Below are 23,240 nucleotides of genomic sequence, written 5' to 3'. Positions count from 1 at the left end.
GAATCCATGAAGTGGCTGTACCTGGCGATCGCCATCGGCGCCGAGCTGATCGCCACCAGCGCCCTCAAGGCCAGCGACGGATTTACCCGCCTGCTGCCGTCGGCGATCACCGTGGTCGGCTACCTGGTGTCGTTCTACTTCCTGTCCCAGACGCTGCGCGAAATCCCGGTCGGCATCGCCTACGCCATCTGGTCCGGCGTCGGCATCGTGCTGATTTCCCTCATCGGCCTGGTGTTCTTCAAGCAGCACCTGGACCTGCCCGCCCTCATCGGCATCGGCCTGATCGTGGCCGGCGTCATCGTGATGAACGTATTCTCCGACGCGGTGAAGCACTGATGCGCCGAAACATGCCCCGGGCGGCGCACGCCGCGCTTCACGCCCTGTCCGCCCCCGGGGCCGCGGCGGCATCCACGGGCGCCGACGAAGGATTGCGGACGTAGTCGACCAGGGCGCGGGTCGCCCCGTCCGGCGGCGGGGTCAACAGCGAAAACAGCACGATGGCCAGGAAGGCCGCGGGCGCCCCGAACACCCCGGCCGCGATGGGCTGTATGCCCCACCACAGGGTCACCGGCTGGGTACGGTCGATACCGAACACCAGCTCGCGCAGCCACGGATGGGTGTGGGCCATGTAGGAGAAGGTCACCAGCAAACCCGTCGCCATGCCCAGGGTGGCGCCCCATTTGTTGGCGCGCTTCCAGAAGATGCCCATCACCAGGACCGGGAAAAAGGAAGACGCGGCGAAGGAAAAGGCCGCCGACACCATGAACAGGATGTCGGCCGGCTTGCGCGCCGCCACCCAGGCCGCCGCGAAGGCGACGGCCAGCAGCAGCACCTTGGACACCAGCACGCGCCGGTTGGCCGCCATGCGCGGCGACACCACCCGGTACCACATGTCGTGCGAGAGCGAGTTGGAGAGGGTCAGCAACAGGCCATCCGCGGTGGACAAGGCAGCGGCCAGCCCGCCCGCCGCGACCAGCCCGGACACGACGTAAGGCAGGCCGCCGATCTCGGGGGCCGCCAGCACCATCATGTCCGCCCCCATGCTGATTTCGTCCAGCTGCACGAGGCCGTCGCCGTTGACGTCGGTGACATCCAGCAGGCCCGGGCTGACCGCGCTCCAGGCGTGCACCCAATCCGGCAGGTCCGTATAACGCGATCCCACCAGGGTGCTGTAGATGACCTGCTTGATCAGTACCGCCAAGGCCGGCGCCATCAGGTACAGCAGCAGGATGAACAGCAGCGACCAGGCCACGGACCGGCGCGCGGCGCCCACCGAGGGCGTGGTGTAGGAGCGCATCAATACATGCGGCAGCCCCGCCGTTCCCATCATCAGGCACAGCATCAAGGCCAGGAAGTTGTTGCGCAGGTCGGCGCGCTCGACGGGCGTGGCGCCCGGATACGGCTGCGCCGACGGCACGGGCGGCTGGGCTCGCGCCTGGTATTCGTTGCGGGCCTGGAACCAGGCCAGGCGCGCCTGCTCCGGATCGGCGGGATACGCGGCCAGCTCGCGCTCGACCGAGCGGATTTCCACCGACGGCGCGTCCGCCGCCATCAAGGCCGCCAGCCGGTCCCGCAAGATGACCTTCTCGGTCACCCAGGATTGCGGCAGGCTGCGCAGCCGCGCATCCATCTGGTCGGCGCGCGCCTGCCAGAGCCGGCGTACCGCCACTTCCTTGGGATCGTCGCGCAGGCGCTCCTCGGTATGGATCACCTGCTGCATGACGGGGCCGGCCGACCACTGCGGCACGGGACCGCCCGCGACCTTGAGCGACAGCCAGATCACCGGCACCAGGTACCCGATGATGAGAATGATGAATTGCCCGACCTGGGTCCAGGTGACGGCCCGCATGCCGCCCAGGAACGAACATACGAGCATGCCGCCCAGCGCCACGAAAATGCCCAGTTCGAAGGAGATGCCCGTCATGCGCGTGGTGATGATGCCCACGCCGTAGATCTGCGCCACCAGGTAGGTAAAGGAGCACAGGAAGGCGCAGGCCACGCCGGCCAGCCGCGGAAGATTGCCGCCGTAGCGGGCGCCGAGGAAGTCCGGCAAGGTGTACTGGCCGAACTTGCGCAGATAGGGCGCCAGCAACAGGCCCACCAGCACGTAGCCGCCGGTCCAGCCCATGACATAGGCCAGGCCGCCATAGCCGGTCAGGTACAGCGTGCCCGCCACGCCAATGAAGGATGCGACCGACATCCAGTCGGCCGCCGTGGCCATGCCGTTGTAGAACGCGGGAACGCGCCGGCCGGCCACGTAGTATTCGACCGAGTCCGAGGTGCGGCAGACGATGCCTATGCCCGCATACAGGCTGACGGTGACCAGCAGGAAGACATAGCCTATCCAGTTGCGCGCCATGCCCAGGACTTCGCACAGGGCCAGGACCAGGATCAGCAGGGCAAAGCCGGCGGCGTACAAGACGTAGATACGCCGCAGCTGCACGTCCAGTTCCCGCTGGGTCTCGCCGCCAAACAGCATTATTCGTCCCAGGCGTCGTCACCCCGGTTCATGACGCGGGCGTAGGCGATGACGACGAGAAGATAGGCAAGGGGCGCGCCATAGGCGGCCATCCAGAAGGAAAGCGGCCACCCCATCACGGTATACGGCAGGTCGCGGGCGAACCATGCGGGCAGGAAGGTCAAGGCGGCCCACAGGCACAACAGCAGCAGGGTCCAGCGCAGGTTGCGGCGCCAGGCGGATGCGTGGCGGGAGTCGTTCGGCAGCTCCTGGGGCAGATCGGCCACTGAATGCGATCCTGAATGTGATCCCTGAATGCGACAACGGCTGGCACTGCCTGGTGCCAGCCGTTGCGCGTTTTGCTTTTATAAAGGTACAGCCTTTTTTTATATATACCGGTGCCGCCCGGTTTAGCCCATGCAGGGCATTTGTCTCCTCACCTGCATGACCAGAATTCTGCACCAACTGCGGGATTGTGACACTAGGGGTATGCCCTAGGAAGGGGCATTCATTTACTTAAATCCCGCACCATGTTGGTGCTTTCCCTCGAAAATCCCCTATTCCCCCGCCATTCGGCCGATGGGAAACCCCATTTGTACTCAAAGTGGTGCAAAAACCCAGCCCATCCGGATGGGCCACTCTGGCCAGCGACGCCCACATCCGTGCGGGCGGCTGGACGCATTTATATCTTCTTTACAGCCGCGCCGCCAACCTTTACCCCGTTTTTATCGCCGCGTCCCTAATCTGCCTACCGTCCCGCCGGCCCATTCTCTTGCCGGCGCTGACGGGCGATCCGCCCCGGGAGAAACGATATGGACGTTGTCTATCTGGCCATCATGGCCATCTGCGCCGCGCTGACGATGGCGCTGTACGAGTTCTGCGACGTGTTGCTGCGAGGAGACCGCTCATGAGCTGGCTCTACCTGGTCAGCGGCGCGCTGGCGCTGCTGCTCTTCATCTATTTGCTGGTCGCCCTCTTCAAGCCGGAGAAATTCTGATGGACATCCGTTTCCTGGGCTTGCTGGGGTGCTTTCTCGTCGTGCTCCTCTTGCTCGCGCCCTGGGTGGGGCGTTATATCCGCAACGTCATGGAGGACGGGCAATCGCGCCTGACCGCCTGGGGCCGGCCGCTGGAGCGGCTGGTCTATCGCGTCGGCGGCATCCGCCCCGACGCCGAAATGGACTGGAAGCGCTACGCCGCCGCCGTGCTCGTGTTCAGCGTGCTGGGCACGCTGGCCACCTATGTCCTGCAACGCGCCCAAGGCCTGCTGCCGCTGAACCCCGCCGGATTCGGCCCGGTAGCGCCGGATTCGGCGCTGAACACCGCCATCAGCTTCGTCACGAACACCAATTGGCAGGGCTATGGCGGCGAATCGACGATGAGCTACCTGACGCAGATGCTGGTGCTGACGGTGCAGAACTTCGTCTCCGCGGCCACGGGCATCGGCGTGGTGCTCGCGCTGATCCGCGGCTTCGCTCGCCATGGCGCGCGCACGGTGGGCAATTTCTGGGTCGACATGACGCGCGCCACGCTCTATGTGCTGTTGCCGCTGTCCTTCCTTGTCGCGCTGTTCTTCGCGGGCCAGGGCGTGATCCAGAACTTCGACGCCTACAAGGAAGTGCCGCTGGTCGAGCCGGTGCAATACACCCAGCCCAAGCTCGACGCCGCCGGCCAGCCCGTGCTGGACCAGGCCGGCCAGCCGGTCACCGAACCCGCCACCGCCACCACGCAGACGCTGGCCATGGGACCGGTCGCCTCGCAGGAAGCCATCAAGCTGCTGGGCGTGAACGGCGGCGGATTCTTCAATGCGAATTCCGCGCACCCCTATGAGAACCCGACCGCGCTGTCCAACTTCGTGCAGATGCTGGCCATCCTCATCCTGCCTGCCGCCCTGTGCTTCACCTTCGGCGAAATGGTCGGCGACCGGCGCCAGGGCCTGGCGGTGCTCGCGTCGATGACGTTGCTGTTCATCGCCTTCGCGCTGATCGTGGGACATTACGAAGGCCGGCCCAACCCCATGCTGGCGCAGCAAGGCGTCGACGCAGCCAGCACGGCCATCAGCCCGGGCGGCAATATGGAGGGCAAGGAGACCCGCTTCGGCCTGAACGCCACGTCGCTGTTCGTGACCGTGACGACGGCGGCCTCCTGCGGCGCGGTGGACGCCATGCACGATTCCCTGTCGGCCATGGGCGGTTTCGCACCCCTGCTGCTGATGCAGTTGAGCGAAGTGGTGTTCGGCGGCGTGGGCTCCGGCCTCTACAGCATGCTGGGCTTCGCCATCCTGGCGGTGTTCATCGCGGGCTTGATGATAGGCCGCACGCCGGAATACCTGGGCAAGAAGATCGAGGCCTACGAGATGAAGATGACCTCCATCGTCATCCTGGCCACGCCGCTGCTGGTGCTGGCCGGCGCCGCGGTGGCCGTCAGCGTGGCCGCGGGCCAGGCCGGCGTGGCCAACCCCGGCGCGCATGGCTACTCGGAAATCCTCTATGCCGTGACCTCGGCCGCCAACAACAATGGCAGCGCCTTCGCCGGCCTGTCCGCCAATACGCCCTTCTACAACGTGCTGCTGGGCCTGGCGATGTGGTTCGGCCGCTTCGCCGTGATCGTTCCCATCCTGGCCATGGCCGGCTCCCTGGCCGCCAAGCGGCGCATCCCGGCGAGCGCCGGCACCATGCCCACCCACGGCCCGCTGTTCGTCGTGCTGCTGATCGGCTCGGTGCTGCTGGTAGGCGCGCTGACCTACGTGCCGGCGCTGGCCCTGGGGCCCGTGGCCGAGCATCTGCAAGGCCAGGCGCCAGGATCGTAGAAGGCCTGGGGTCAGGCCCGACCCCAGGCCTGCCCCAAGCCTGGCCCCAAGCCGAAACCGAAGACCGCAACCGTAGGCCGAACCCAAAGCCGAATCCCAAGGCTGAAACACAAGGCTGCAACCATCATGGCCCTTATTCGAAACGACACCGCCGCCGGCATCACGACAGTCCAGGACGGCGGCCTGCCGCCCCGGCGGCGCTTCAACTTCTTTTCCGGCGCGCTGCTGCTGCCGGCGATCGTCGAAAGTCTGCGCAAGCTGGCTCCCGCGACGCAGATCAAGAACCCCGTCATGTTCGTGGTCTACGTCGGCAGCATTCTTACCACCCTGTTGTGGGCGATGGCGCTGCGCGGCCAGGCCGAGGCGCCCGCCGGCTTCATCCTGGCCGTGGCGCTGTGGCTGTGGTTCACGGTGCTGTTCGCCAACTTCGCCGAAGCCCTGGCCGAAGGGCGCGGCAAGCAGCAGGCGGCCACGCTGCGGGGGCTGCGCAGCACGCTGACGGCGCATCTGCTGCGCGACTTCAAGCCGACCGACGTTCCCCACGCCCAGCCGGGTGGCTGGCGCGGCCGCGCCATCGCCCGCGCCTCCGGCGACCTGCGCAAGGACGACGTGGTGCTGGTGGAGGCCGGCGACACCATTCCCGGCGACGGCCTGGTGCTGGCCGGCGTGGCGTCGGTCGACGAAAGCGCCATTACCGGCGAATCGGCGCCGGTGATCCGCGAGGCGGGCGGCGACTTCTCCTCGGTCACCGGTGGGACGCACGTGCTGTCGGACTGGCTGTTCGTGCGCATCGCCGCCAATCCCGGCGAGAGTTTCCTCGACCGCATGATCTCCATGGTCGAAGGCGCCAAGCGCCAGAAGACGCCCAACGAACTGGCCCTGACCATCCTGCTGGTGGGCCTGACGGTGGTTTTCCTGCTGGTCACCGTCACCCTGCTGCCCTTCTCCCAATATGCGGTCATGGTCAACAAGGCCGGCATGGTGGTCAGCGTGACGGCGCTGGTGGCCCTGCTGGTGTGCCTGATTCCGACCACCATAGGCGGCCTGCTGTCGGCCATCGGCGTGGCGGGCATGAGCCGCATGATGCAAGCCAACGTCATGGCGATGTCGGGCCGCGCGGTGGAGGCGGCCGGCGACGTCGACGTGCTGCTGCTCGACAAGACCGGCACCATCACCTTCGGCAATCGCCAGGCCTCGGCCTTCATGCCGGCGCCCGGCGTATCGCCCCGCGAGCTGGCCGACGCGGCCCGCCTGGCCTCGCTGGCCGACGAGACGCCCGAAGGGCGCAGCATCGTGGCGCTGGCCGACAAGGCCCTGCATGCGCCGGCGCCCGCGCTGGCCGGCATGGCGGACGCCGAGGTCGTTCCTTTCACGGCGCAGACCCGCATGAGCGGCATCGATATCCGCGGCCGCCAGGTCCGCAAGGGCGCGGTGGACGCCGTGCGCCGCTGGCTGGCCGAACGGGGCGCGGCCATGGACGGAGCCGTGACCCGCGCCGCCGACGACGTGGCGCGGCGCGGCAGCACGCCGCTGGCGGTGGCCGATGGCGACCGGGTGCTGGGCGTGGTGGAACTCAAGGACATCGTCAAGCCGGCCATCAAGGAGCGCTTCGGCGAATTGCGCCGCATGGGCATCAAGACGGTGATGATCACCGGCGACAACAAGCTGACCGCGGCCGCCATCGCCGCCGAGGCCGGCGTCGACGACTACCTGGCCGAGGCCACGCCCGAAGCCAAGCTCAAGCTGATCCGCGCCTACCAGGGCGAAGGCCGCCTGGTGGCGATGACCGGCGACGGCACCAACGATGCGCCCGCGCTGGCGCAGGCCGACGTGGCCGTGGCGATGAATTCCGGCACGCAGGCCGCGAAGGAGGCCGGCAACATGGTGGACCTGGATTCCAATCCCACCAAGCTGATCGAGATCGTCGAGATCGGCAAGCAGATGTTGATGACGCGCGGCGCGCTGACCACGTTCAGCGTGGCCAACGACGTGGCGAAATACTTCGCCATCATCCCCGCCGCCTTCTCCAGCGTCTATCCGCAACTGGGCGTGCTCAACGTCATGGGCCTGGCCACGCCGGCGTCCGCCATCATGTCGGCGGTCATCTTCAACGCCCTGATCATCGTGGTGCTGATCCCGTTGGCGCTCAAGGGCGTGCGCTATCGCCCGCTGGGTGCGGCCATCCTGCTGCGGCGCAACCTGCTGGTCTACGGGCTGGGCGGGCTGCTGCTGCCGTTTGCCGGCATCAAGGCGATCGACATGGCCCTGGCCGCCCTGGGCTGGACCTGAGCCGAACCAGGCGCCGCGCTCCGCGCGCGGCCGGGCCCGCGATGGTCGCGGTGGTCCCGGCAGGCGCCGGCACTTCATCGAATTGGACCTGATCATGAAAACGACCGAGATCAAGCAAAACCTCCACCAAAACCCCAAGCAGAACGCCAAGCATGGCGGCGGCGACGCGCCGGCCATGGGCGAGGCGCCCATCCAGCAAGGCATGCTGCGCCCGGCGCTCGCCGTCTTCCTGGCGCTGAGCGTCATCACCGGCCTCATCTATCCCTATGCGACCACGGGGGCGGCCCAGGCGCTGTTTCCCTACCAGGCGCACGGATCGATACTGACGGCCAATGGCAAGGCGATAGGCTCGGACCTGATCGGCCAGCCCTTCTCGTCGCCCCGCTACTTCTGGGGCCGGCCGTCAGCCACCGCGCCCATGCCTTACAACGCCGCCTCATCCGGCGGCTCCAACCTGGGTCCGCGCAACCCGGCGCTGGCCGACGCCGTGCAGGCGCGCGTCGCCGCCCTGCATGCCGCCGATCCCGGCAACACCGCGCCCATACCCGTCGACCTTGTCGCGGCCTCGGGCAGCGGCCTGGACCCGGACATCAGCGTCGCCGCGGCCCGCTACCAGGCTGCCCGCGTGGCGCGGGAGCGCGGCCTGCCGCTGGCCGACGTGGAACAGCGCATCGCCGCCCATACCCGCAAGCCGTGGCTGGGCCTGCTGGGCGAACCAGGCGTCAATGTGCTGGCCTTGAACCTGGACCTGGACGGCGTGAAGACGGACCGGTGATAGGCCAGCGCGCCCGCGTATAGTGGCGGCTGGCCCGGCAGCGCCGACGCACGCCCCCGGCAGCCAGGCCCATCGCAAGGATAGACCCCGACCCATGCCCGCCTCCCCTCGCGCCCGCCCCGATCCGGACGCGCTCCTGCGCGATATCGATGCCGCCGACAAACGCGCCGGGCGCGGCCGGCTGCGGGTCTATTTCGGCGCCTCGGCCGGCGTCGGCAAGACCTACGCCATGCTCACGGCCGCCCGCGCCCTGCATGCGCAAGGCGCGCAGGTGCTGGCCGGTGTCATCGAGACCCACGGACGCGACGATACGGCGGCCCTCCTGCGGGACCTGGACGTGCTGCCGCGTGCCGAACGGGCGCACCGCGGCCATACCCTGCATGAATTCGACCTCGACGGCGCCCTGCGCCGCCGGCCCGCGCTGGTCCTGGTCGACGAACTGGCGCACAGCAACGCGCCCGGCTCGCGCCACGCCAAGCGCTGGCAGGACGTGGATGAGTTGCTGGCGGCCGGCATCGATGTCTGGACCACGCTCAATGCCCAGCACCTGGAAAGCCTGAACGAGGCGGTCGGCAGCATCACCGGCGTGCGCGTATGGGAGACCGTACCCGACGCGGTGTTCGACGCCGCCGACGAAGTGATGCTGGTCGACCTGCCTCCCGACGAGCTGCTGCGCCGCCTGCGCGAAGGCAAGGTCTACCTGCCCGACCAGGCGCGCCATGCGGCCCGCAACTTCTTTCGCAAGGGCAACCTGATCGCCCTGCGCGAACTGGCGCTGCGCCGCACCGCCGACCGGGTCGACAACGACGTGCAGGCCTACCGGCGCGACAGCGCCATCACCACCGTCTGGCGCACGCGCGAAGCCGTGGTGGCCTGCCTGGCCGCGGGCGACGGCGCCGAGCCGGTGGTGCGCGGTGCGCATCGCCTGGCGCAACAGCTCGGCGGCGAGCTGCATGTCGTCACCGTGCAGGTGCCGCGCGCCGCGCCGCTGCCGGCGCCGCGCGAAAGCGCCCTGCAAGCCGCACTGGCGCTGGCCCAGAGCCTGGGCGCCCATGTCGAAACCCTGGCCGGGACCGACATGGTGGAAGCGATCGCCGCCTATGTGCGGCGCCACAACATCACCAAGGCGGTGGTGGGACGGGCCGAGGCCGGCCGCGGGCTGCTGGCCGGACCCGCCGGCTGGCTCACCGCCGCGCTGTCCAGCGCCGGCCCCTGGCGCCGCGAACGCTTTGCCGACCGCCTGGCCGCCGGCTGCCCGGAGCTCGACGTGATCCGCCTGGCCGCACCGGTGCACGGTCCGCTGCCCCGGCCCGCGCCGGGCGCAGGCCGTCCCGTGCCGTCCGACGGTCGTGGGCCGACGGCATTCGTGCCCTATGCCTGGTCGGTGTGCTATTGCGCCATCGCCACGCTGGTATCGCTGGCCGCCTTTCCGGCGCTGCACCAGACCAATATCGTCATGTTCTATCTGCTGGCTGTCATGGCGGTGGCGCTGCGCCATGGCCGTGGGCCAGCCGCCACGGCGTCGATCATCAGCGTGATGGCGTTCGACTACTTCTTCGTGCAGCCGTTCGAATCTTTCGCGGTATCGGACGTGCAATACCTGCTGACCTTCCTGGTGCTGCTGACGGTCGGGCTGCTGGTCGGGCAATTGACCGCGGGCCTGCGTTTGCAGGCCCGCCTGTCGGCGCGCCGCGAAAGCGTGGTCCATGGTCTCTATGAATTCGCGCGCGAACTGTCCTCGGCCCTGATGCCGGAGCAAATCGTCGCGTCGGCCGTTTCCTTCATCGATGCCGCCTTCGGCACGCCCTGCGCCTTGCTGGTGCTGGACGAACACGACCGCCTGCGGCTGGCCAATGCCGACACGCCGCTGAACCTGGAGCCGGCCCTGGGCCAGTGGGTATTCGACCACGCGCAACCCGCCGGCGCGGGTACCGCCACGCTGGCCGCCAGCCCCTTGTTCTACCTGCCGCTGAAAGCGCCCATGCGCACGCGCGGCGTGCTGGTGATCCAGCCGCCCGGCGGCGCGGCCTTCGCCGCCACCGACGCGCGCCGCCAGCTGGAGACATACGCCAATGTCATCGCCATCGCCATCGAGCGCCTGCACTATGTGGAGGTGGCGCAGAAGGCCTTGGTCGACATGACATCGGAACAGTTGCGCAATTCCCTGCTGGCGGCCGTGTCGCATGATTTGCGCACCCCCCTGACCAGCCTGGTCGGCATGAGCGACAACCTGCTGGCGGCCACGCCGCCGCTGCCGCCGGCCCAGCGCGACATCGCCGCCGCCATGCGGCAGCAGGCTTACCGCATGCATGCGCTGGTGGTGAACCTGCTGGACATGGCGCGCCTGCAGAACCGCGAGGTCACCTTGCGCAAGGAGTGGCAGTCGGTGGAAGAACTGGTCGGCGCGGCGCTGGCCGAGACGCGCGAGCCCTTGCGCGCGCACCGGGTCTCCGTGGCGCCGCTGTCGGCCCTGCCGCTGGTGGAGTGCGATGGCGTGCTGATCCAGCGTGTCCTCTGCAACCTGCTGGAGAACGCCGCCAAGTACACGCCGCCCGGCAGCCAGGTGCGCGTGGAAGCCGACGCCGGCGACCAGGAGATGCGCATCGCCGTGGCGGATGACGGCCCGGGCGTAGCGCCTGGCAGGGAGCAAGCCATCTTCCAGAAATTCGTCCGTGGCGAACGCGAGTCGGCCACGCCGGGCGTAGGCCTGGGCCTGGCGGTCTGCCAGGCGATCATGAGCGCGCACGAAGGCCGCATCTGGGTCGAGCGCGGCGCGCCGCCACTGGGCGGCGCGCGCTTTATCATCACCTTGCCGCTGCGCCCCGCGCCGAGCCTCGACCCGGAGACGCCCGAAATGCCTGGGAAACCCGGAATGCCACCGAAACCCGGAACGCCTGGGAAACCCGGCGCTCCGGCCATACCCCAAGCGCCGGAAAGCGCCGCCGGCGCCTCATGACCCTCCCTGCCGCCATGTTCGATTTCCAACCCACCATTTTGCTGATCGAGGACGATCCCCACATCCGCCGCTTCGTCCGCGATGCGCTGGAAGGCGAAGGCTGCCAGGTGTTCGAGGCGCAGACCGTCAAGCGCGGCCTGATCGAGGCCGGCACGCGGCAGCCCGACGCCGTCGTGCTGGACCTGGGACTGCCGGACGGCGACGGCATGGACCTGATCACCGAACTGCGCGGCTGGACCGAAGTGCCGGTGCTGGTGCTGTCCGCGCGCACCGCCGAGGCCGACAAGATCGCGGCGCTGGACGCCGGCGCGGACGACTACCTGGCCAAGCCCTTCGGCGTCGGCGAGTTGCTGGCGCGCCTGCGCGTCCTGTTGCGCCGCCATGGCCGCGGCGGCGCGGGCAATGCCGCCGAAATCGCCTTCGGCGACGTGTCGGTGGACTTCTCGCGGCGCGTCGTCACGCGCGCCGGCGCGCACGTGCACCTGACCGCGATGGAATACCGTCTGCTCGCCGTCCTGCTGGCGCATCGCGGCAAGGTCATGACGCACCGCGAATTGCTGCGCGAGGTCTGGGGACCGTCCCATGTGGAAAGCAGCCATTACCTGCGCATCTACATGGGACACCTGCGGCAGAAGCTGGAAGCCGATCCCGCCCAGCCCGTCTATCTCCTTACGGAAGTGGGCGTGGGATATCGCTTCGCCGGATAAGGCACGCCGCGCGCCGTCCACGCTGCGGCATGTACGCCGTCGCGCCGCTGATGCCGGGCCTTCCTTTTATGCGTTATTGATACGTGCGGCCTGACTTTTGAGTCGGCCTTTAGACGTTTCCTCCTATCGTTGCGCAGCCTCGCGCGAGGCGCCATACAGGAGAGAAACACCATGCAGTTCACGCTCACGCAAACCGGCCGCAACACCCATGGATCGCCGGCGCCGGCTTCCCGCCACGCATCCCGTGCGCCGGCCACGGCGCGCCGGACCGGCGTCCTGGCCCTGGCCCTGGCCGCAGCGTTCGCCTGCGCCGCCCCCGCCGCCAGCCGCGCGGACGACGCCCCCGCGAGCGGCGCGGCGAGCGACGTGGCCAGCGCCGCCGCCACGCCCGACTACACGCTCAGCGCCAATATGACGCTGGCCTCGCAGTATCGCTACCGCGGTCTCATGCAGAGCGACAACAAGCCGGCCATCCAGGGCGGTTTCGATTTTTCCCATCGCAGCGGCTTCTATGTCGGCAACTGGAACTCCACCATCAGCTGGCTGTCGGACAGCAACAGCGACGTATCGGCGCCGGTGGAAATGGACTTCTACGGCGGCTATCGGGGCAACTTCACGACGGACGCGCCTTTCGACTTCGGCGTGCTCAAGTACTACTACCCTGGCGACTATCCGTCGGGCTATACCAGCCCGGACACGACCGAAGCCTATGGCAGCGTCGGCTATGGCCCGGTGGCCTTGAAATATTCCTATTCGCTATCCAATCTCTTCGGTTTCGCCCGCTCCAAGGGCAGCCAGTACGTGGAGTTGAACGGCAATTTCGATACCGGGATCTGGGGCCTGACGGTCAATGCCCATGTGGGCTACCAATACCTGCGCAACGTCGACGACGGCTCCTACTACGATTGGAAGCTGGGCCTGACGAAAGACCTGGGCCAGGGCTTCAGCGTCGCCGTCGCCTACATCGACACCAATGCCGACCGCGCCGTCTACACCAATCGCCAGGGCCGCGACATGGGACGCGGCACGGTGCTGGCCTCGTTGACCAGGACCTTCTGAAAGGTCCTGCCCGGACGACCGCGAACGCTGACGAGTTTTTTTGCGGCCGGGGTTTTACGGCATTTTTACCGGGAAACGCCGCTTTTTTCGCAGGCGTTTATCCGCGCCGTCCTACAGTGGAATCGTCTTCAACCACCGGCCTCCCTCGCCCGTCATGGCGTGGCGCCCCTCCCCGACATGCCCTTGATCTCCGACTTCGTCGCCGCCCGCCATCCCGCCGCGCACGGCCGCCGCGCCCTGGCGTCCTCCCTGCCGCAAGACAAGGGCGCGCGCGTCTGCCTGACCCTGCGCGTGCCGGGGCTCGACACGCAGGCCGTGCGCCGCGCGGTGCATCGCGCGCTGGGGGACCGCATCGACGTCTACACGCTTGCCGTGGATACACGCCGCGCGGTCACGACGCTGCAATTGCGGGTCCGCCGCGGCGCGCTGGCGGCGCTGATGGATGCCGTCATGGCCGGCCTCCCGGAAGCGGAATTCGGCGCCATCGCCCGCGCGCCGGACGCCGTCGACCTGCAGGTGCTGCACTGATGGGCGCCCGCATGCCGCCGCTATCCGGCCTCTGGCTGCCCATGGTGACGCCCCTGCGCCAGGGACGCGTGGACGAAGAAGCCGCCGTGCGCCTGGCGCGCCACTACCGGCGCGCGGGGGTTGCCGGCCTGGTGCTGTTCGGGTCCACCGGCGAAGGCAATCTGCTGACCCTGGCCGAGCGCTGCGACATGGTGGCCGCCCTGCGCGCCGACGCCGAGGCCGGCGCACTGCCCTTCATGCTGGGCCTGGGCGGCGTCGATACGACCGGCGTGGCAGCCGCGATGCGGCGGCTGAACCGGCTGGAACCGGTGGCCTATCTGGTCCCGCCCCCCTACTACCTGTGCCCGGCGCAGGCCGGCATGCGATGGCACTATCGCCAGCTGGCCTGGGCCACGGAACGCCCCATCATGCTTTACAACGTGCCCAGGCGCACCGGTAGCGCGCTGACCGTGGAAAGCATGGAGACGCTGGCCGCCACGCAACCCATCGTCGGGGTGAAGGAATGCGATGCCACCCGCCTGATGGTCATCCTGCGACGGGGTCAGGTGCCGGCGGTATGCGGCGAGGATGCGGCCTTGTGCGATTTTTCCCTGGCCGGCGGGCAGTGCGCCATCGCGGCATCCGCGCATGTGCGGCCCGATCTGTTCATTGCCATGATGCAATTGGCGCACGCAGGCCGGGCAAGCGAGGCGCGAGCCCTGCAAGACCAGCTCAAGCCTCTGATCCGCCTGCTGTTTTCGGAACCGAATCCCGCGCCGGTGAAGAAGGCCCTGGCCATGGCGGGCCTGATCCAGGACGAACTGCGACCGCCATTGATGCCGGCCAGCCGGGCCCTGGAGGGCAGGCTGCGGCGCCTGCTGGAAAGACTGCCGGCGGCGCCCGCCGCCGCCGCCCTTCAATCGACCAGCGCGGCTTCCGTGAACATATAGCCCCAGCGCCGCACCGAACGCAGCGGCAGCGGCATGCCCATGGCCTGCGCCTTGCGTCGCAGCCGGCTGACCATCACATCCACGCCGCGCGGCGACGACGCCGGATGCTCGCCGCTTTCGCCGGTCGACGGCGCCAGCGCGCTGAGTTCGGCTCGCGCCAGGCTGCGGCTGGGCGCCCCGAACAGCGCCAGCATGAACTTGCGCTCCAGCGTGGTCAGCACCAGGCGTTGGCCGCGGGGCGACACCAGCGTCCAGCCGCCGTCGCGCAAGCGCCACTGCTCGCCCGCCTGGTCCGCGACCACCGTGGGCATCGTCATGGATATTGCCGTTGTGTCATCCGCGGTGGCGGCCAGGGCGCGTATGGGGGCCTGGCGCAGCACGGGCAGCGGGGTGACAGCGCTATCGGCAGGCACCCCTGGCAGGCAATTCAACAAGGCATGGACTGTCGAGGTCAACTTGCGCAGATCGGCATCCAGTTGCTGTAGCGTCGCCTGCAGTTCACGGGTAGTAGAAGGGATCACGTGCACCACTCAACTCCGGGCCCGGCGGGCCCGCTTACGTTCACATAATGGAGGCCGGTGCGCAGACAGGCCGGCTGGCCCCCTGCACACCTCTTATTCGCAAACCGCCGGGATTTGCGTCCCCTCGCCACCTAAGTCCCCCAGACTGCGGACACTGGAATTGTAGGATTCCGTAACCTGGCGGGATCGGTCAAAAAAGCGCCAATTTGCTCAGCTATATAGCGAATTAGCACTCCATGGCCTAAAGGTATTCCCCATATAGACAGCTGCCACGGCGGGTTCAAAATAAGCGCGACGCCGTGACAGCCCCGATAGTCCACACTATGTTGGCTGAATTTGTCGACAATGTCGCGCAGGGACACATTCTTTCAAAAGTTGACGCTTCTGGCACTACGAAAATCTTAGGAAGCGGTCTAAGGAAATCTACGACCATCCTGTGCTTTGTATCCCATCCCTCACGGGAGGCGCCCATATGCTGACAACGAGGCTGAAGGAAGCGCGGTTACGCGCAGGCATTTCCCAGGAGCGGCTAGGCGTACTGGCCGGGCTGGACGAGATGTCGGCCAGCTCGCGCATGAACCAGTACGAGCGCGGCAAGCACACGCCGGGATTTTTCCTTATCGAGCGGCTGGCCTTGGCCCTGGATATTCCCGCCCCCTGGTTCTACACCCGGGACGACGGCCTGGCCGAATTGCTGATGGTCTATCACTCCCTGCCGCCAGGCCTGAAGCTGGAGGCGCTGATGCTGCTGAAGCAGTTGCAGAGCCGCAAGAACGACGAACCGGCTTGAACGCGAAACCGTCCCTGCCGCCGGCGCCCGACAGGGCGCCTTTCTTTTTTGTCATGAAAAAACGTAACGGCGACCCACGGGCCGCCGTTACGCCTGAGCCTTCCCGCGCCGCGCGCTGATCAGCGGCGGGGCGCCAGTCGGACCAGCAGGGATGCCACCGCCGACAGGGTGGTCAGGCCCACCACGCCCATCCAGCCCCACTGCGCCAGCGCCAGGCTACCCAGCGCCGCGCCCACCGACATGCCCACGAACACACTGGTGAACAGCAGCGCGTTCAGGCGGCTGCGGGCGCCCGGGTCGATACCGTAGACGATGGTCTGGTGCGCCACCAGGGCTGCCTGGATGCCGAAATCGAACCCGATCGCGCTGGCCACGATAAGCATCACCTTGCCATGCGTATCCGGCAGCAGGGGCAGGCCGGCCATGGCCAGGAAGGACAGCGCGGCCAGGCCCGCGGCCAGGCGCGTCACGCGTTCCGGGCCGCTGCGGTCGGCGACCCGGCCCGCCAAGGGCGCGGCCAGGGCCCCGGCGGCGCCCGCCAGGCCGAAAGCGCCTGCCGCCGCGCTGCCCAGGTGGAAAGGCGCCTCGTGCAACATGACCGCCAGCGTCGACCAGAAGGCGCTGAACCCCAGGGACAGCAGGCCCTGAGCCACGGCGGCCCGGCGCAAGGCCGGGTGGCGGCGCCAGAGACCGAACAGGGACCCCATCAGCGCGCCATAGGACAGCGAGGTAGACGGCGCGAAACGCGGCAAGTCTCGCCACAGGGCCGCGCCGATCGCGGCCATGCCCACGGCCGCGCCGACGTACATGGCACGCCAGCCGAACTGCTCGGCCACGAAGCCGCTGACCACGCGCGACAGCAATATCCCCAACAGCAGGCCAGTCATGACCGTGCCGACCACCCTCCCCCGATAAGCGGCGGGCGCCAAGGTCGCGGCGGCGGGCACGAGGTCCTGCGCCATGGTCGCCGTCAGCCCGACCGCCAGGCTGGCAGCCAGCAGGAAACCCAGGGAAGGCGCCAGGCCCGCCGCCAGCAGCGCCAGCGCCAGCAGGCCGCCCTTGAGCAGGATGATCTTGCGGCGGTCGTAGCGGTCGCCCAGGGGCGCCAGCAGCAGCAGGCCCAGCGCATACCCCAACTGGGTCAGCGTGGGAACCATGCCCACTTCGCGTTCGCCGGCATGGATGGCGCCGCCGAGCACGCCCAGCATGGGCTGGCTGTAGTAGAGCGACGCCACGCTGACGCCGGTGCCCACGGCCAGCAGCAGGACCAGCCCGCCGGACAGGTTTTCCTGGGGGGCGGCGACGGGCGCCGCCGCTGCGTCGGCGCCGCCGGAAGCCAGTGGAAGGACAGCTTCGCCGGAGGGCGTGGACTGAGACATGGGTAGGGAGGACATGATGGAAATTCCGGATTGGGTGATCGACGGATGGCATTCTCCGCACGAATGACCAACGTGGGTAGTAGCGCGTATTGCAGAAGCCCTATACGCTACGCGCATGACAGAAGCCCAAACCTCCGGCGTCGACCGCATCGAGCTGATGCAGACCTTTATCCGCATCGTCGATAGCGGCAGCCTGTCGGCCGCCGCCGAACGCCTGGGAACGACGCAACCGACCATCAGCCGGCGCTTGCAGGCCCTGGAACGCTTCCTCGGCCTGAAGCTGCTGCAGCGCACCACCCATGCCATGAAGCTCACCGAGGACGGGGAACGCTGCTATGCGCGCGCCCGCGACCTGCTGGACAATTGGCAGGCGATGGAGGAAGACCTGCGCGGCGTGGCCGACGAACCCGAAGGAAGACTGCGGGTGCTGGTGCCGCACGCCTTCGGCCAGCGCCACCTGATGCCCTTGCTGGCCGACTACCTCGTCCGCTATCCCAAGGTCTCCGTGGAATGGCTGCTGCAGGACCGGCGGCCGGACTTCCTCGCGGAAGGCATCGATTGCGCCTTGCACGTGGGCGAGCTGGACGACGTCGACCAGGTGGCGGTGCGGGTGTCGGAAATCCCGCGCATCGTGGTGGGCACGCCCGCGCTGGCGGCGACCGTGCCCCACGCGCGGCACCCGGCCGACCTGGCCGGCCTGCCCTGGATAGCCCTGCGCACCTTCTATCGCGATGAGATTACGCTGCGGCACGTGGCCGACCGGGAGGAGTACCGCCTGCCGATCCGGCCGCGCATGCTGACGGACAATCTGTATGCCCTGCACAACGCCGCCCTGCGCGGCATAGGGGCGACCGTCGAATCCGCCTGGATGACGACGGAGGACATCCAGGCCGGCAGGTTGTGCCGGTTGATCCCGGACTGGCATGCCGCGCCCTTGCCCATTTACCTGATGCACCCTTACGCGCGTTATTACCCGGCGCGCTTGCGGCGCTTCCTGGAAATCATCCGGCGCACCATGCCGCCGGTCATGGACGGCGAGCTCCTCGTGCCAGCGCCGGACTGAGCGCCGGCGGGCGCCCCGGCCTACATCAAGCCTACATCAGGCCTACGATCACGCCTACATCAGGCCTATCATCACCTGCCCGAACCCCGAGCAGGACACCTGCGCCGCGCCAGGCAGCAGGCGGGCGAAGTCGTAGGTTACGTGCTTGGAGAGGATGGCCTTCTCCATGCTGGCGATGATGCGATCCGCGGCGTCGGTCCAGCCCATGTGGCGCAACATCATCTCGGCCGAGAGGATTTCCGACCCCGGATTCACATAATCCTTGCCCGCATACTTGGGCGCGGTGCCATGGGTCGCTTCGAACACGGCCACCGACTCCGACATATTGGCCCCCGGGGCGATGCCCACGCCGCCCACCTGGGCTGCCAGGGCGTCCGACAGGTAGTCGCCGTTGAGGTTGGTCGAAGCGATGACGTCGCACTCGCCCGGGCGCAACAGTATGGTCTGCATGAATGCGTCGGCAATGGCGTCCTTGACGACGATGTCACGACCGGTGCGCGGATTGCGGACCTTGCACCACGGGCCGCCGTCGATCTGCTCGCCGGCGAATTCCCTGCGCACCAGGTCGTAGCCCCAGTCGCGGAAACCGCCTTCCGTGAACTTCATGATGTTGCCCTTGTGCACCAGGGTCACCGACGCGCGATCGTGGTCGATGGCGTACTGCACCGCCTTGCGCACCAGGCGCTCCGTACCCTCGCGCGATACCGGCTTGATGCCGATGGCGGAGGTTTCGGGGAAGCGGATCGACGTGGCGCCCAGTTCGGTGCGCAGGAAATCGATCAGCGCGCGCGCCTGGCTGGATTCGGCGGGATACTCGATGCCGGCATAGATGTCTTCCGAATTCTCGCGGAACAACACCATGTCGGTCTTTTCCGGTTCGCGCAGGGGCGACGGCACGCCCTTGAAGTAGCGCACCGGCCGCAGACAGACATAGAGATCCAGTTCCTGGCGCAGGGTGACGTTCAACGACCGGTAGCCGCCGCCGATGGGCGTGGTCAGGGGTCCCTTTATGGCGACCCGGTACTCCTTGATGGCGGCCAGCGTCTCCTGCGGCAGCCAGGTGTCGTCACCATACAGCTTGCGCGCCTTCTCGCCCGCGTAGATTTCCATCCAGTGGATGCGCCGCTTGCCGCCATAGGCCTTGCTGACCGCCGCGTCGACGACCTTGATCATGACAGGCGTGATGTCCACGCCAGCGCCATCGCCTTCGATGAAGGGAATGATGGGTTGGTCCGGGACGTTGAGGGTGTGGTCGGCGTTCGCGGCGATCTTCTGGCCCGCGGAAGGGACAACGATATGCTGGTAGCTCATGACAACGGCTCTCTGCGGTTACGGTCGAAGCAAAGCCCATTCTATCTCGCCCTATCGGGCCGCCGGACCGATCTCCCCCTGCGGCGGGAGTAAAATGCCATGACGCAGCGCACAACGGCGCTCCGCACAACACGCTCGCGTTTCCGTTTCCTATTCCCCGAATGTTCAATCCTTCCCGCGACCAAGTCCGCGAATTCTTCATCGAAACCTGGCGCAAGCACCGTGCCTCGGAAGTGCTTACACCCCTGGAATCGATGGCCCTGGACTGGCTGGTCGAACATCCCGAATACCACGGCGACCTGGAAGACCCCGCGGCCATGACCAAGGACTACTCGGTCGAGCAGGGGCGCACGAATCCCTTCCTGCACCTGTCCATGCACCTGGCGATCGCCGAACAGCTCTCGATCGACCATCCGCCCGGCATCCGCGCCGCCTACCAGCGGCTGACGGCGCGCAGCGACGCGCATCACGCCGCGCATGAAATCATGGAATGCCTGGGCCAGGTGGTCTGGGAAGCGCAGCGGCTGGGCAAGCCCCTGGACAGCGATACCTATATTGACCTGATCCGCCAGCGGGCGGACCGGTAGCCGTAGCCCGAGCCGCTGGAACGACAGCCCGGGCCGTCCTTGGCCTTTGGCCCTCGGCCTTGAGCCCTTTGCCTACTTGCGCACGCCCAGGTCGCTCGGCAGGCTGGCCAGCCAGGCCGTGACATTGTCGATGTCCTCCGGCGACAGCTGCACCGCGAAGGCGCCCATCACCGGATTCTTGCGGATATTGGCGGACGCGGCGGCGCCGGACTGGCCACGCTGGTAAGCCGTCAGCGCATGCTTCAGGTAGTCGGCATGCTGGCCCGCCAGCACCGGATAGGCCGGATCGACGGCGGTCTTGGCGTCCGCGCCATGGCAGGACGCGCAGTTGAATTTCTGGAAGACGGCCTTGCCGGCGTCCAGGTCGGCGGCGCGCGCAAGGCCGCAGGAAACGAGCAGCGCGACACCCGCGCAAGCGAGGAAATGGCGTTTCATGGATGCCCCCGATTACTTGAGATTGGCGTAATACGCAGCCAGGTCGGCGATGTCCTGGTCGGACAGGCTGGCCGCGACGGCATCCATGGTGGGATGACTGCGCGCACCGCTCTTGTATTCGTTCAAGGCGGCCTCGATGTACTTGGCATTCTGCCCGGCGATCATGGGCACGTGGTAAAGCTCGGGAAACGCGGTCTTGTATCCCGGGATGCCGTGACAGCCGATGCACATCGAAATCTTGTCACGCGCCGCCTGCACATTGCCGGCGGCAGGCGCGGCATCGGCCGCATGGGTCAGGCCCGGAATCGCACAGGATGCCGTCATGGCCATCACTGCTACCGTACGCAATACATTCGTTCGCAACTTCATTGGGGGCTCTTGTCTCGGCTATTCTGGTTGCTGGAACTTCTGCTGGTACATCTGCGAAGACTTCGCGCCAGCCCTCCAGCCGGACGCAAAATCCCAGCGATTGTACGATAATTGCCCGATAGACCACGCATGGGCGCAGCCCCGTGCCCTGACCGTGGAGGCTTTCGTTTCATGTCCGCAGCACGTCCCGATGCTCCCGCCGCCCGCTTCGACGGCACCGAACGCTACGTCGCCACCGACGATCTGAAGCTGGCCGTCAACGCCGCGTTGACGCTGCAGCGCCCCCTGTTGATCAAGGGTGAACCCGGTACCGGCAAGACCATGCTGGCCGAGGAAGTGGCGGCCGCCCTGGGCCGGCCCCTGCTGCAATGGCACATCAAGTCCACCACCAAGGCGCACCAGGGCCTGTACGAATACGACGCGGTCTCGCGCCTGCGCGACTCCCAGCTGGGCGACGAAAAGGTGCGGGATATCCGCAACTACATCGTCGAAGGCGTGCTTTGGCAGGCCTTCGAGGCCGACCAGCCTGTGGTGTTGCTGATCGACGAAATCGACAAGGCCGACATCGAATTCCCCAATGACCTGCTGCGCGAGCTCGACCGCATGGAATTCCATGTCTACGAGACCCGCCAGACCATACGCGCGCGCCACCGGCCGCTGGTCATCATCACCTCGAACAACGAGAAAGACCTGCCCGACGCCTTCCTGCGCCGCTGTTTCTTCCACTACATCCGCTTCCCGGACCGCGACACCATGCGCGACATCGTGGCGGTGCACTATCCCGATCTCAAGCAGGACGTGCTGCGCGCCGCGCTGGACGCCTTCTTCGCCCTGCGCGAGGCGCCCGGCCTGAAGAAGAAGCCCTCGACGTCCGAACTGCTGGACTGGCTGCGGCTGCTGCTGGCCGAGGACGTGCCGGCCGGCGAAATCGAGGCCCATGCCGCCACGGCGGTGCCCATCATGGCAGGCGCCTTGTTGAAGAACGAGCAGGACATGCAGCTGCTGGAACGCCTGGCCGCGATGACGCGCACCGGCACGCGGCGCTGACCGGGCGGCCCGCGCCATGCTGATCGACTTCTTCTACCATTTGCGGGCCCACAAGCTGCCCGTCTCGGTGCAGGAATACCTGACGCTGCTCAACGCCCTGCGTCACGATCTGATGTCGCCCACGCTGGACGATTTCTACTTTCTCGCGCGCACCGCCCTGGTCAAGGACGAAGCCCTCTACGACCGCTACGACCAGGCGTTCGGCGCCTATTACAAGGGCATCGAGGCCGCCTTGCCGGCCGGCAAGGACATCCCCATGGACTGGCTGATCAAGCAGTTCGAGCGCACCCTGACGGCCGAGCAAAAGGCCGCCATCGAGAAGCACGGCTGGGACAAGCTGATGGAGATGTTCCGCCAGCGGCTGGAGGAGCAAAAGGAACGGCACGCCGGCGGCAACCGCTGGATAGGCACGGGCGGCACGTCGCCGTTCGGCAATGGCGGCTATCACCCCGAAGGCATCCGCGTGGGCGGAGAATCGGCCGGCCATCGCAGCGCCGTCAAGGTCTGGGACATGCGCCAGTTCCGCGACTACGACGACCGGCTGGAGCTGGGCACGCGCAACTTCAAGGTGGCGTTGCGGCGCCTGCGCCGCTTCGCCCGCGCCGGCGCCGAGCTGGAACTGGACCTGGACGACACCATCGCCAGCACCGCGCGCAATGCCGGGCACCTGGACCTGCGCCTGGTGCCCGAGCGCCACAACACGGTCAAGGTGCTGATGCTGCTGGACGTCGGCGGCAGCATGGACGACCACATCACGCGGGTCGAGGAGCTGTTCTCGGCGGCGCGCAGCGAATTCCGCAATCTCGACGTCTACTACTTCCACAACTGTCCCTACGACAGCCTGTGGCAGAGCGCGCGCCGGCGCAGCACGGAGCGCTTCGATACCTGGGACATCCTGCGCAAGTACAACGCGGACTGGCGCCTCATCATCGTCGGCGACGCCACCATGAGCCCCTACGAGATCCTGCAGCCCGGCGGCTCGGTGGAATACGCGAACAAGGAAGCCGGGGCCGTCTGGATGCAGCGGCTGCTGGAGGCGTGGCCCAAGGCCGCCTGGCTCAACCCGGAGCCGACCGCGTCCTGGAACTACCGGCAGTCCATCGCGCTGCTGCGCGACATCATGCACGACCGCATGTATCCGGTGACGGTGGCAGGCCTGGAACAGGCCATGCGCACATTGTCGAAATAACCCGGTCCGTCTTTGTCAGGCGGACTTTCCGGTCTACTTT

At 67.5% G+C, this 23,240-nt stretch carries 22 protein-coding genes; 15 read left to right on the top strand and 7 right to left on the bottom strand.

The window, feature by feature from the left end:
- Positions 1-6 precede the first annotated feature (6 nt).
- Positions 7-336 (top strand): DMT family transporter, encoded by a 330-nt coding sequence (locus tag C7R54_RS15115; RefSeq protein WP_129151270.1) that lies wholly within the window; start codon positions 7-9, stop codon positions 334-336.
- 37 nt (positions 337-373) lie between these two features.
- On the opposite strand, the gene C7R54_RS15110 is transcribed toward C7R54_RS15115, so the two are convergent.
- Both C7R54_RS15110 and C7R54_RS15105 read right to left on the bottom strand, forming a co-directional pair.
- Complete coding sequence (locus tag C7R54_RS15110) at positions 374-2,479, bottom strand: sodium:solute symporter family protein (RefSeq protein ID WP_129151269.1); 2,106 nt, start codon at positions 2,477-2,479, stop codon at positions 374-376.
- Positions 2,479-2,736 (bottom strand): DUF4212 domain-containing protein, encoded by a 258-nt coding sequence (locus C7R54_RS15105; RefSeq protein ID WP_129151569.1) that lies wholly within the window; start codon positions 2,734-2,736, stop codon positions 2,479-2,481. The genes C7R54_RS15110 and C7R54_RS15105 overlap by 1 nt, the downstream gene beginning before the upstream one ends.
- A gap of 629 nt (positions 2,737-3,365) precedes the next feature.
- Here C7R54_RS15105 and kdpF point away from each other — a divergent pair.
- The 9 genes from kdpF (at position 3,366) to C7R54_RS15060 (ending at position 14,509) form a co-directional block, all read left to right on the top strand.
- The gene (gene kdpF, locus C7R54_RS15100; protein ID WP_094852085.1) at positions 3,366-3,455 is read left to right on the top strand and encodes a K(+)-transporting ATPase subunit F; all 90 of its coding nucleotides are present in this window, start codon (positions 3,366-3,368) and stop codon (positions 3,453-3,455) included.
- A complete protein-coding gene (gene kdpA / locus C7R54_RS15095; protein WP_129151268.1) occupies positions 3,455-5,266 on the top strand; it encodes a potassium-transporting ATPase subunit KdpA in 1,812 nt (603 codons plus the stop codon). Before kdpF ends, kdpA begins: the two co-directional genes overlap by 1 nt.
- A gap of 126 nt (positions 5,267-5,392) precedes the next feature.
- Complete coding sequence (kdpB, locus tag C7R54_RS15090; RefSeq protein WP_129151267.1) at positions 5,393-7,555, top strand: potassium-transporting ATPase subunit KdpB; 2,163 nt, start codon at positions 5,393-5,395, stop codon at positions 7,553-7,555.
- Between the two features lie 175 nt (positions 7,556-7,730).
- A complete protein-coding gene (kdpC, locus tag C7R54_RS15085; RefSeq protein ID WP_129151568.1) occupies positions 7,731-8,330 on the top strand; it encodes a potassium-transporting ATPase subunit KdpC in 600 nt (199 codons plus the stop codon).
- A 94-nt stretch (positions 8,331-8,424) separates the two neighbouring features.
- Positions 8,425-11,286, top strand: a complete 2,862-nt coding sequence (locus C7R54_RS15080) for a DUF4118 domain-containing protein (RefSeq protein WP_129151266.1) — start codon at positions 8,425-8,427, stop codon at positions 11,284-11,286.
- A 14-nt stretch (positions 11,287-11,300) separates the two neighbouring features.
- Entirely contained in the window at positions 11,301-11,993 is a 693-nt protein-coding gene (gene kdpE, locus C7R54_RS15075) for a two-component system response regulator KdpE (protein ID WP_129151567.1), read from the top strand.
- Positions 11,994-12,164: 171 nt separating this feature from the next.
- Complete coding sequence (locus C7R54_RS15070) at positions 12,165-13,052, top strand: TorF family putative porin (RefSeq protein WP_129151265.1); 888 nt, start codon at positions 12,165-12,167, stop codon at positions 13,050-13,052.
- Between the two features lie 177 nt (positions 13,053-13,229).
- Positions 13,230-13,580 (top strand): hypothetical protein, encoded by a 351-nt coding sequence (locus C7R54_RS15065; protein WP_240039537.1) that lies wholly within the window; start codon positions 13,230-13,232, stop codon positions 13,578-13,580.
- 11 nt (positions 13,581-13,591) lie between these two features.
- The gene (locus tag C7R54_RS15060) at positions 13,592-14,509 is read left to right on the top strand and encodes a dihydrodipicolinate synthase family protein (protein ID WP_240039536.1); all 918 of its coding nucleotides are present in this window, start codon (positions 13,592-13,594) and stop codon (positions 14,507-14,509) included.
- On the opposite strand, the gene C7R54_RS15055 is transcribed toward C7R54_RS15060, so the two are convergent.
- Positions 14,476-15,030: a helix-turn-helix domain-containing protein gene (locus tag C7R54_RS15055; RefSeq protein WP_129151263.1), complete on the bottom strand. Its 555-nt coding sequence runs from the start codon at positions 15,028-15,030 to the stop codon at positions 14,476-14,478. The genes C7R54_RS15060 and C7R54_RS15055 overlap by 34 nt on opposite strands.
- Before the next feature lie 472 nt (positions 15,031-15,502).
- Between C7R54_RS15055 and C7R54_RS15050 the strand changes: the two genes are divergently transcribed.
- Positions 15,503-15,820, top strand: coding sequence for a helix-turn-helix domain-containing protein (locus C7R54_RS15050; protein ID WP_129151262.1), 318 nt, complete (start codon positions 15,503-15,505; stop codon positions 15,818-15,820).
- A 119-nt stretch (positions 15,821-15,939) separates the two neighbouring features.
- On the opposite strand, the gene C7R54_RS15045 is transcribed toward C7R54_RS15050, so the two are convergent.
- On the bottom strand, positions 15,940-17,214 hold the full coding sequence (locus C7R54_RS15045) for an MFS transporter (protein WP_129151261.1): 1,275 nt from the start codon (positions 17,212-17,214) through the stop codon (positions 15,940-15,942).
- 100 nt (positions 17,215-17,314) lie between these two features.
- Between C7R54_RS15045 and C7R54_RS15040 the strand changes: the two genes are divergently transcribed.
- Positions 17,315-18,262, top strand: coding sequence for a LysR family transcriptional regulator (locus C7R54_RS15040; RefSeq protein WP_129151260.1), 948 nt, complete (start codon positions 17,315-17,317; stop codon positions 18,260-18,262).
- Between the two features lie 54 nt (positions 18,263-18,316).
- Here C7R54_RS15040 and icd read toward each other — a convergent pair whose 3' ends face one another.
- A complete protein-coding gene (gene icd, locus C7R54_RS15035) occupies positions 18,317-19,573 on the bottom strand; it encodes an NADP-dependent isocitrate dehydrogenase (protein ID WP_129151259.1) in 1,257 nt (418 codons plus the stop codon).
- Positions 19,574-19,734: 161 nt separating this feature from the next.
- Here icd and C7R54_RS15030 point away from each other — a divergent pair, with 161 nt between their 5' ends.
- Complete coding sequence (locus C7R54_RS15030) at positions 19,735-20,160, top strand: DUF1841 family protein (RefSeq protein ID WP_129151258.1); 426 nt, start codon at positions 19,735-19,737, stop codon at positions 20,158-20,160.
- Between the two features lie 72 nt (positions 20,161-20,232).
- Here the strand turns inward: C7R54_RS15030 and C7R54_RS15025 are convergent, their stop codons facing one another.
- Positions 20,233-20,595, bottom strand: coding sequence for a c-type cytochrome (locus C7R54_RS15025; RefSeq protein ID WP_129151257.1), 363 nt, complete (start codon positions 20,593-20,595; stop codon positions 20,233-20,235).
- Between the two features lie 12 nt (positions 20,596-20,607).
- Positions 20,608-20,964: a c-type cytochrome gene (locus C7R54_RS15020; RefSeq protein WP_129151256.1), complete on the bottom strand. Its 357-nt coding sequence runs from the start codon at positions 20,962-20,964 to the stop codon at positions 20,608-20,610.
- Positions 20,965-21,135: 171 nt separating this feature from the next.
- Here C7R54_RS15020 and C7R54_RS15015 point away from each other — a divergent pair, with 171 nt between their 5' ends.
- Complete coding sequence (locus C7R54_RS15015; RefSeq protein WP_129151255.1) at positions 21,136-22,011, top strand: AAA family ATPase; 876 nt, start codon at positions 21,136-21,138, stop codon at positions 22,009-22,011.
- A gap of 16 nt (positions 22,012-22,027) precedes the next feature.
- Complete coding sequence (locus C7R54_RS15010) at positions 22,028-23,200, top strand: vWA domain-containing protein (protein ID WP_129151254.1); 1,173 nt, start codon at positions 22,028-22,030, stop codon at positions 23,198-23,200.
- The last annotated feature ends 40 nt before the right edge of the window (positions 23,201-23,240 follow it).

The organism is Achromobacter aloeverae, from assembly GCF_004121055.1.
In the GTDB taxonomy this organism is placed as follows: Bacteria; Pseudomonadota; Gammaproteobacteria; order Burkholderiales; family Burkholderiaceae_B; genus Bordetella_C; species Bordetella_C aloeverae.
This window is presented reverse-complemented; position numbering and strand designations above follow the sequence as displayed.

What these genes read in the sequence shown, in the direction of transcription:
- C7R54_RS15015 (WP_129151255.1), top strand. Translation starts at nt 21,136, where the DNA reads ATGTCCGCAGCACGTCCCGATGCTCCCGCCGCCCGCTTCGACGGCACC.
- icd (WP_129151259.1), bottom strand. Translation starts at nt 19,573, where the DNA reads ATGAGCTACCAGCATATCGTTGTCCCTTCCGCGGGCCAGAAGATCGCC.
- C7R54_RS15060 (WP_240039536.1), top strand. Translation starts at nt 13,592, where the DNA reads ATGCCGCCGCTATCCGGCCTCTGGCTGCCCATGGTGACGCCCCTGCGC.
- C7R54_RS15010 (WP_129151254.1), top strand. Translation starts at nt 22,028, where the DNA reads ATGCTGATCGACTTCTTCTACCATTTGCGGGCCCACAAGCTGCCCGTC.
- C7R54_RS15030 (WP_129151258.1), top strand. Translation starts at nt 19,735, where the DNA reads ATGTTCAATCCTTCCCGCGACCAAGTCCGCGAATTCTTCATCGAAACC.
- C7R54_RS15115 (WP_129151270.1), top strand. Translation starts at nt 7, where the DNA reads ATGAAGTGGCTGTACCTGGCGATCGCCATCGGCGCCGAGCTGATCGCC.
- C7R54_RS15080 (WP_129151266.1), top strand. Translation starts at nt 8,425, where the DNA reads ATGCCCGCCTCCCCTCGCGCCCGCCCCGATCCGGACGCGCTCCTGCGC.
- C7R54_RS15050 (WP_129151262.1), top strand. Translation starts at nt 15,503, where the DNA reads ATGCTGACAACGAGGCTGAAGGAAGCGCGGTTACGCGCAGGCATTTCC.
- C7R54_RS15040 (WP_129151260.1), top strand. Translation starts at nt 17,315, where the DNA reads ATGACAGAAGCCCAAACCTCCGGCGTCGACCGCATCGAGCTGATGCAG.
- C7R54_RS15070 (WP_129151265.1), top strand. Translation starts at nt 12,165, where the DNA reads ATGCAGTTCACGCTCACGCAAACCGGCCGCAACACCCATGGATCGCCG.
- C7R54_RS15110 (WP_129151269.1), bottom strand. Translation starts at nt 2,479, where the DNA reads ATGCTGTTTGGCGGCGAGACCCAGCGGGAACTGGACGTGCAGCTGCGG.
- C7R54_RS15020 (WP_129151256.1), bottom strand. Translation starts at nt 20,964, where the DNA reads ATGAAGTTGCGAACGAATGTATTGCGTACGGTAGCAGTGATGGCCATG.
- C7R54_RS15025 (WP_129151257.1), bottom strand. Translation starts at nt 20,595, where the DNA reads ATGAAACGCCATTTCCTCGCTTGCGCGGGTGTCGCGCTGCTCGTTTCC.
- kdpE (WP_129151567.1), top strand. Translation starts at nt 11,301, where the DNA reads ATGTTCGATTTCCAACCCACCATTTTGCTGATCGAGGACGATCCCCAC.
- kdpF (WP_094852085.1), top strand. Translation starts at nt 3,366, where the DNA reads ATGAGCTGGCTCTACCTGGTCAGCGGCGCGCTGGCGCTGCTGCTCTTC.
- C7R54_RS15065 (WP_240039537.1), top strand. Translation starts at nt 13,230, where the DNA reads ATGCCCTTGATCTCCGACTTCGTCGCCGCCCGCCATCCCGCCGCGCAC.
- kdpB (WP_129151267.1), top strand. Translation starts at nt 5,393, where the DNA reads ATGGCCCTTATTCGAAACGACACCGCCGCCGGCATCACGACAGTCCAG.
- kdpA (WP_129151268.1), top strand. Translation starts at nt 3,455, where the DNA reads ATGGACATCCGTTTCCTGGGCTTGCTGGGGTGCTTTCTCGTCGTGCTC.
- kdpC (WP_129151568.1), top strand. Translation starts at nt 7,731, where the DNA reads ATGGGCGAGGCGCCCATCCAGCAAGGCATGCTGCGCCCGGCGCTCGCC.
- C7R54_RS15045 (WP_129151261.1), bottom strand. Translation starts at nt 17,214, where the DNA reads ATGTCCTCCCTACCCATGTCTCAGTCCACGCCCTCCGGCGAAGCTGTC.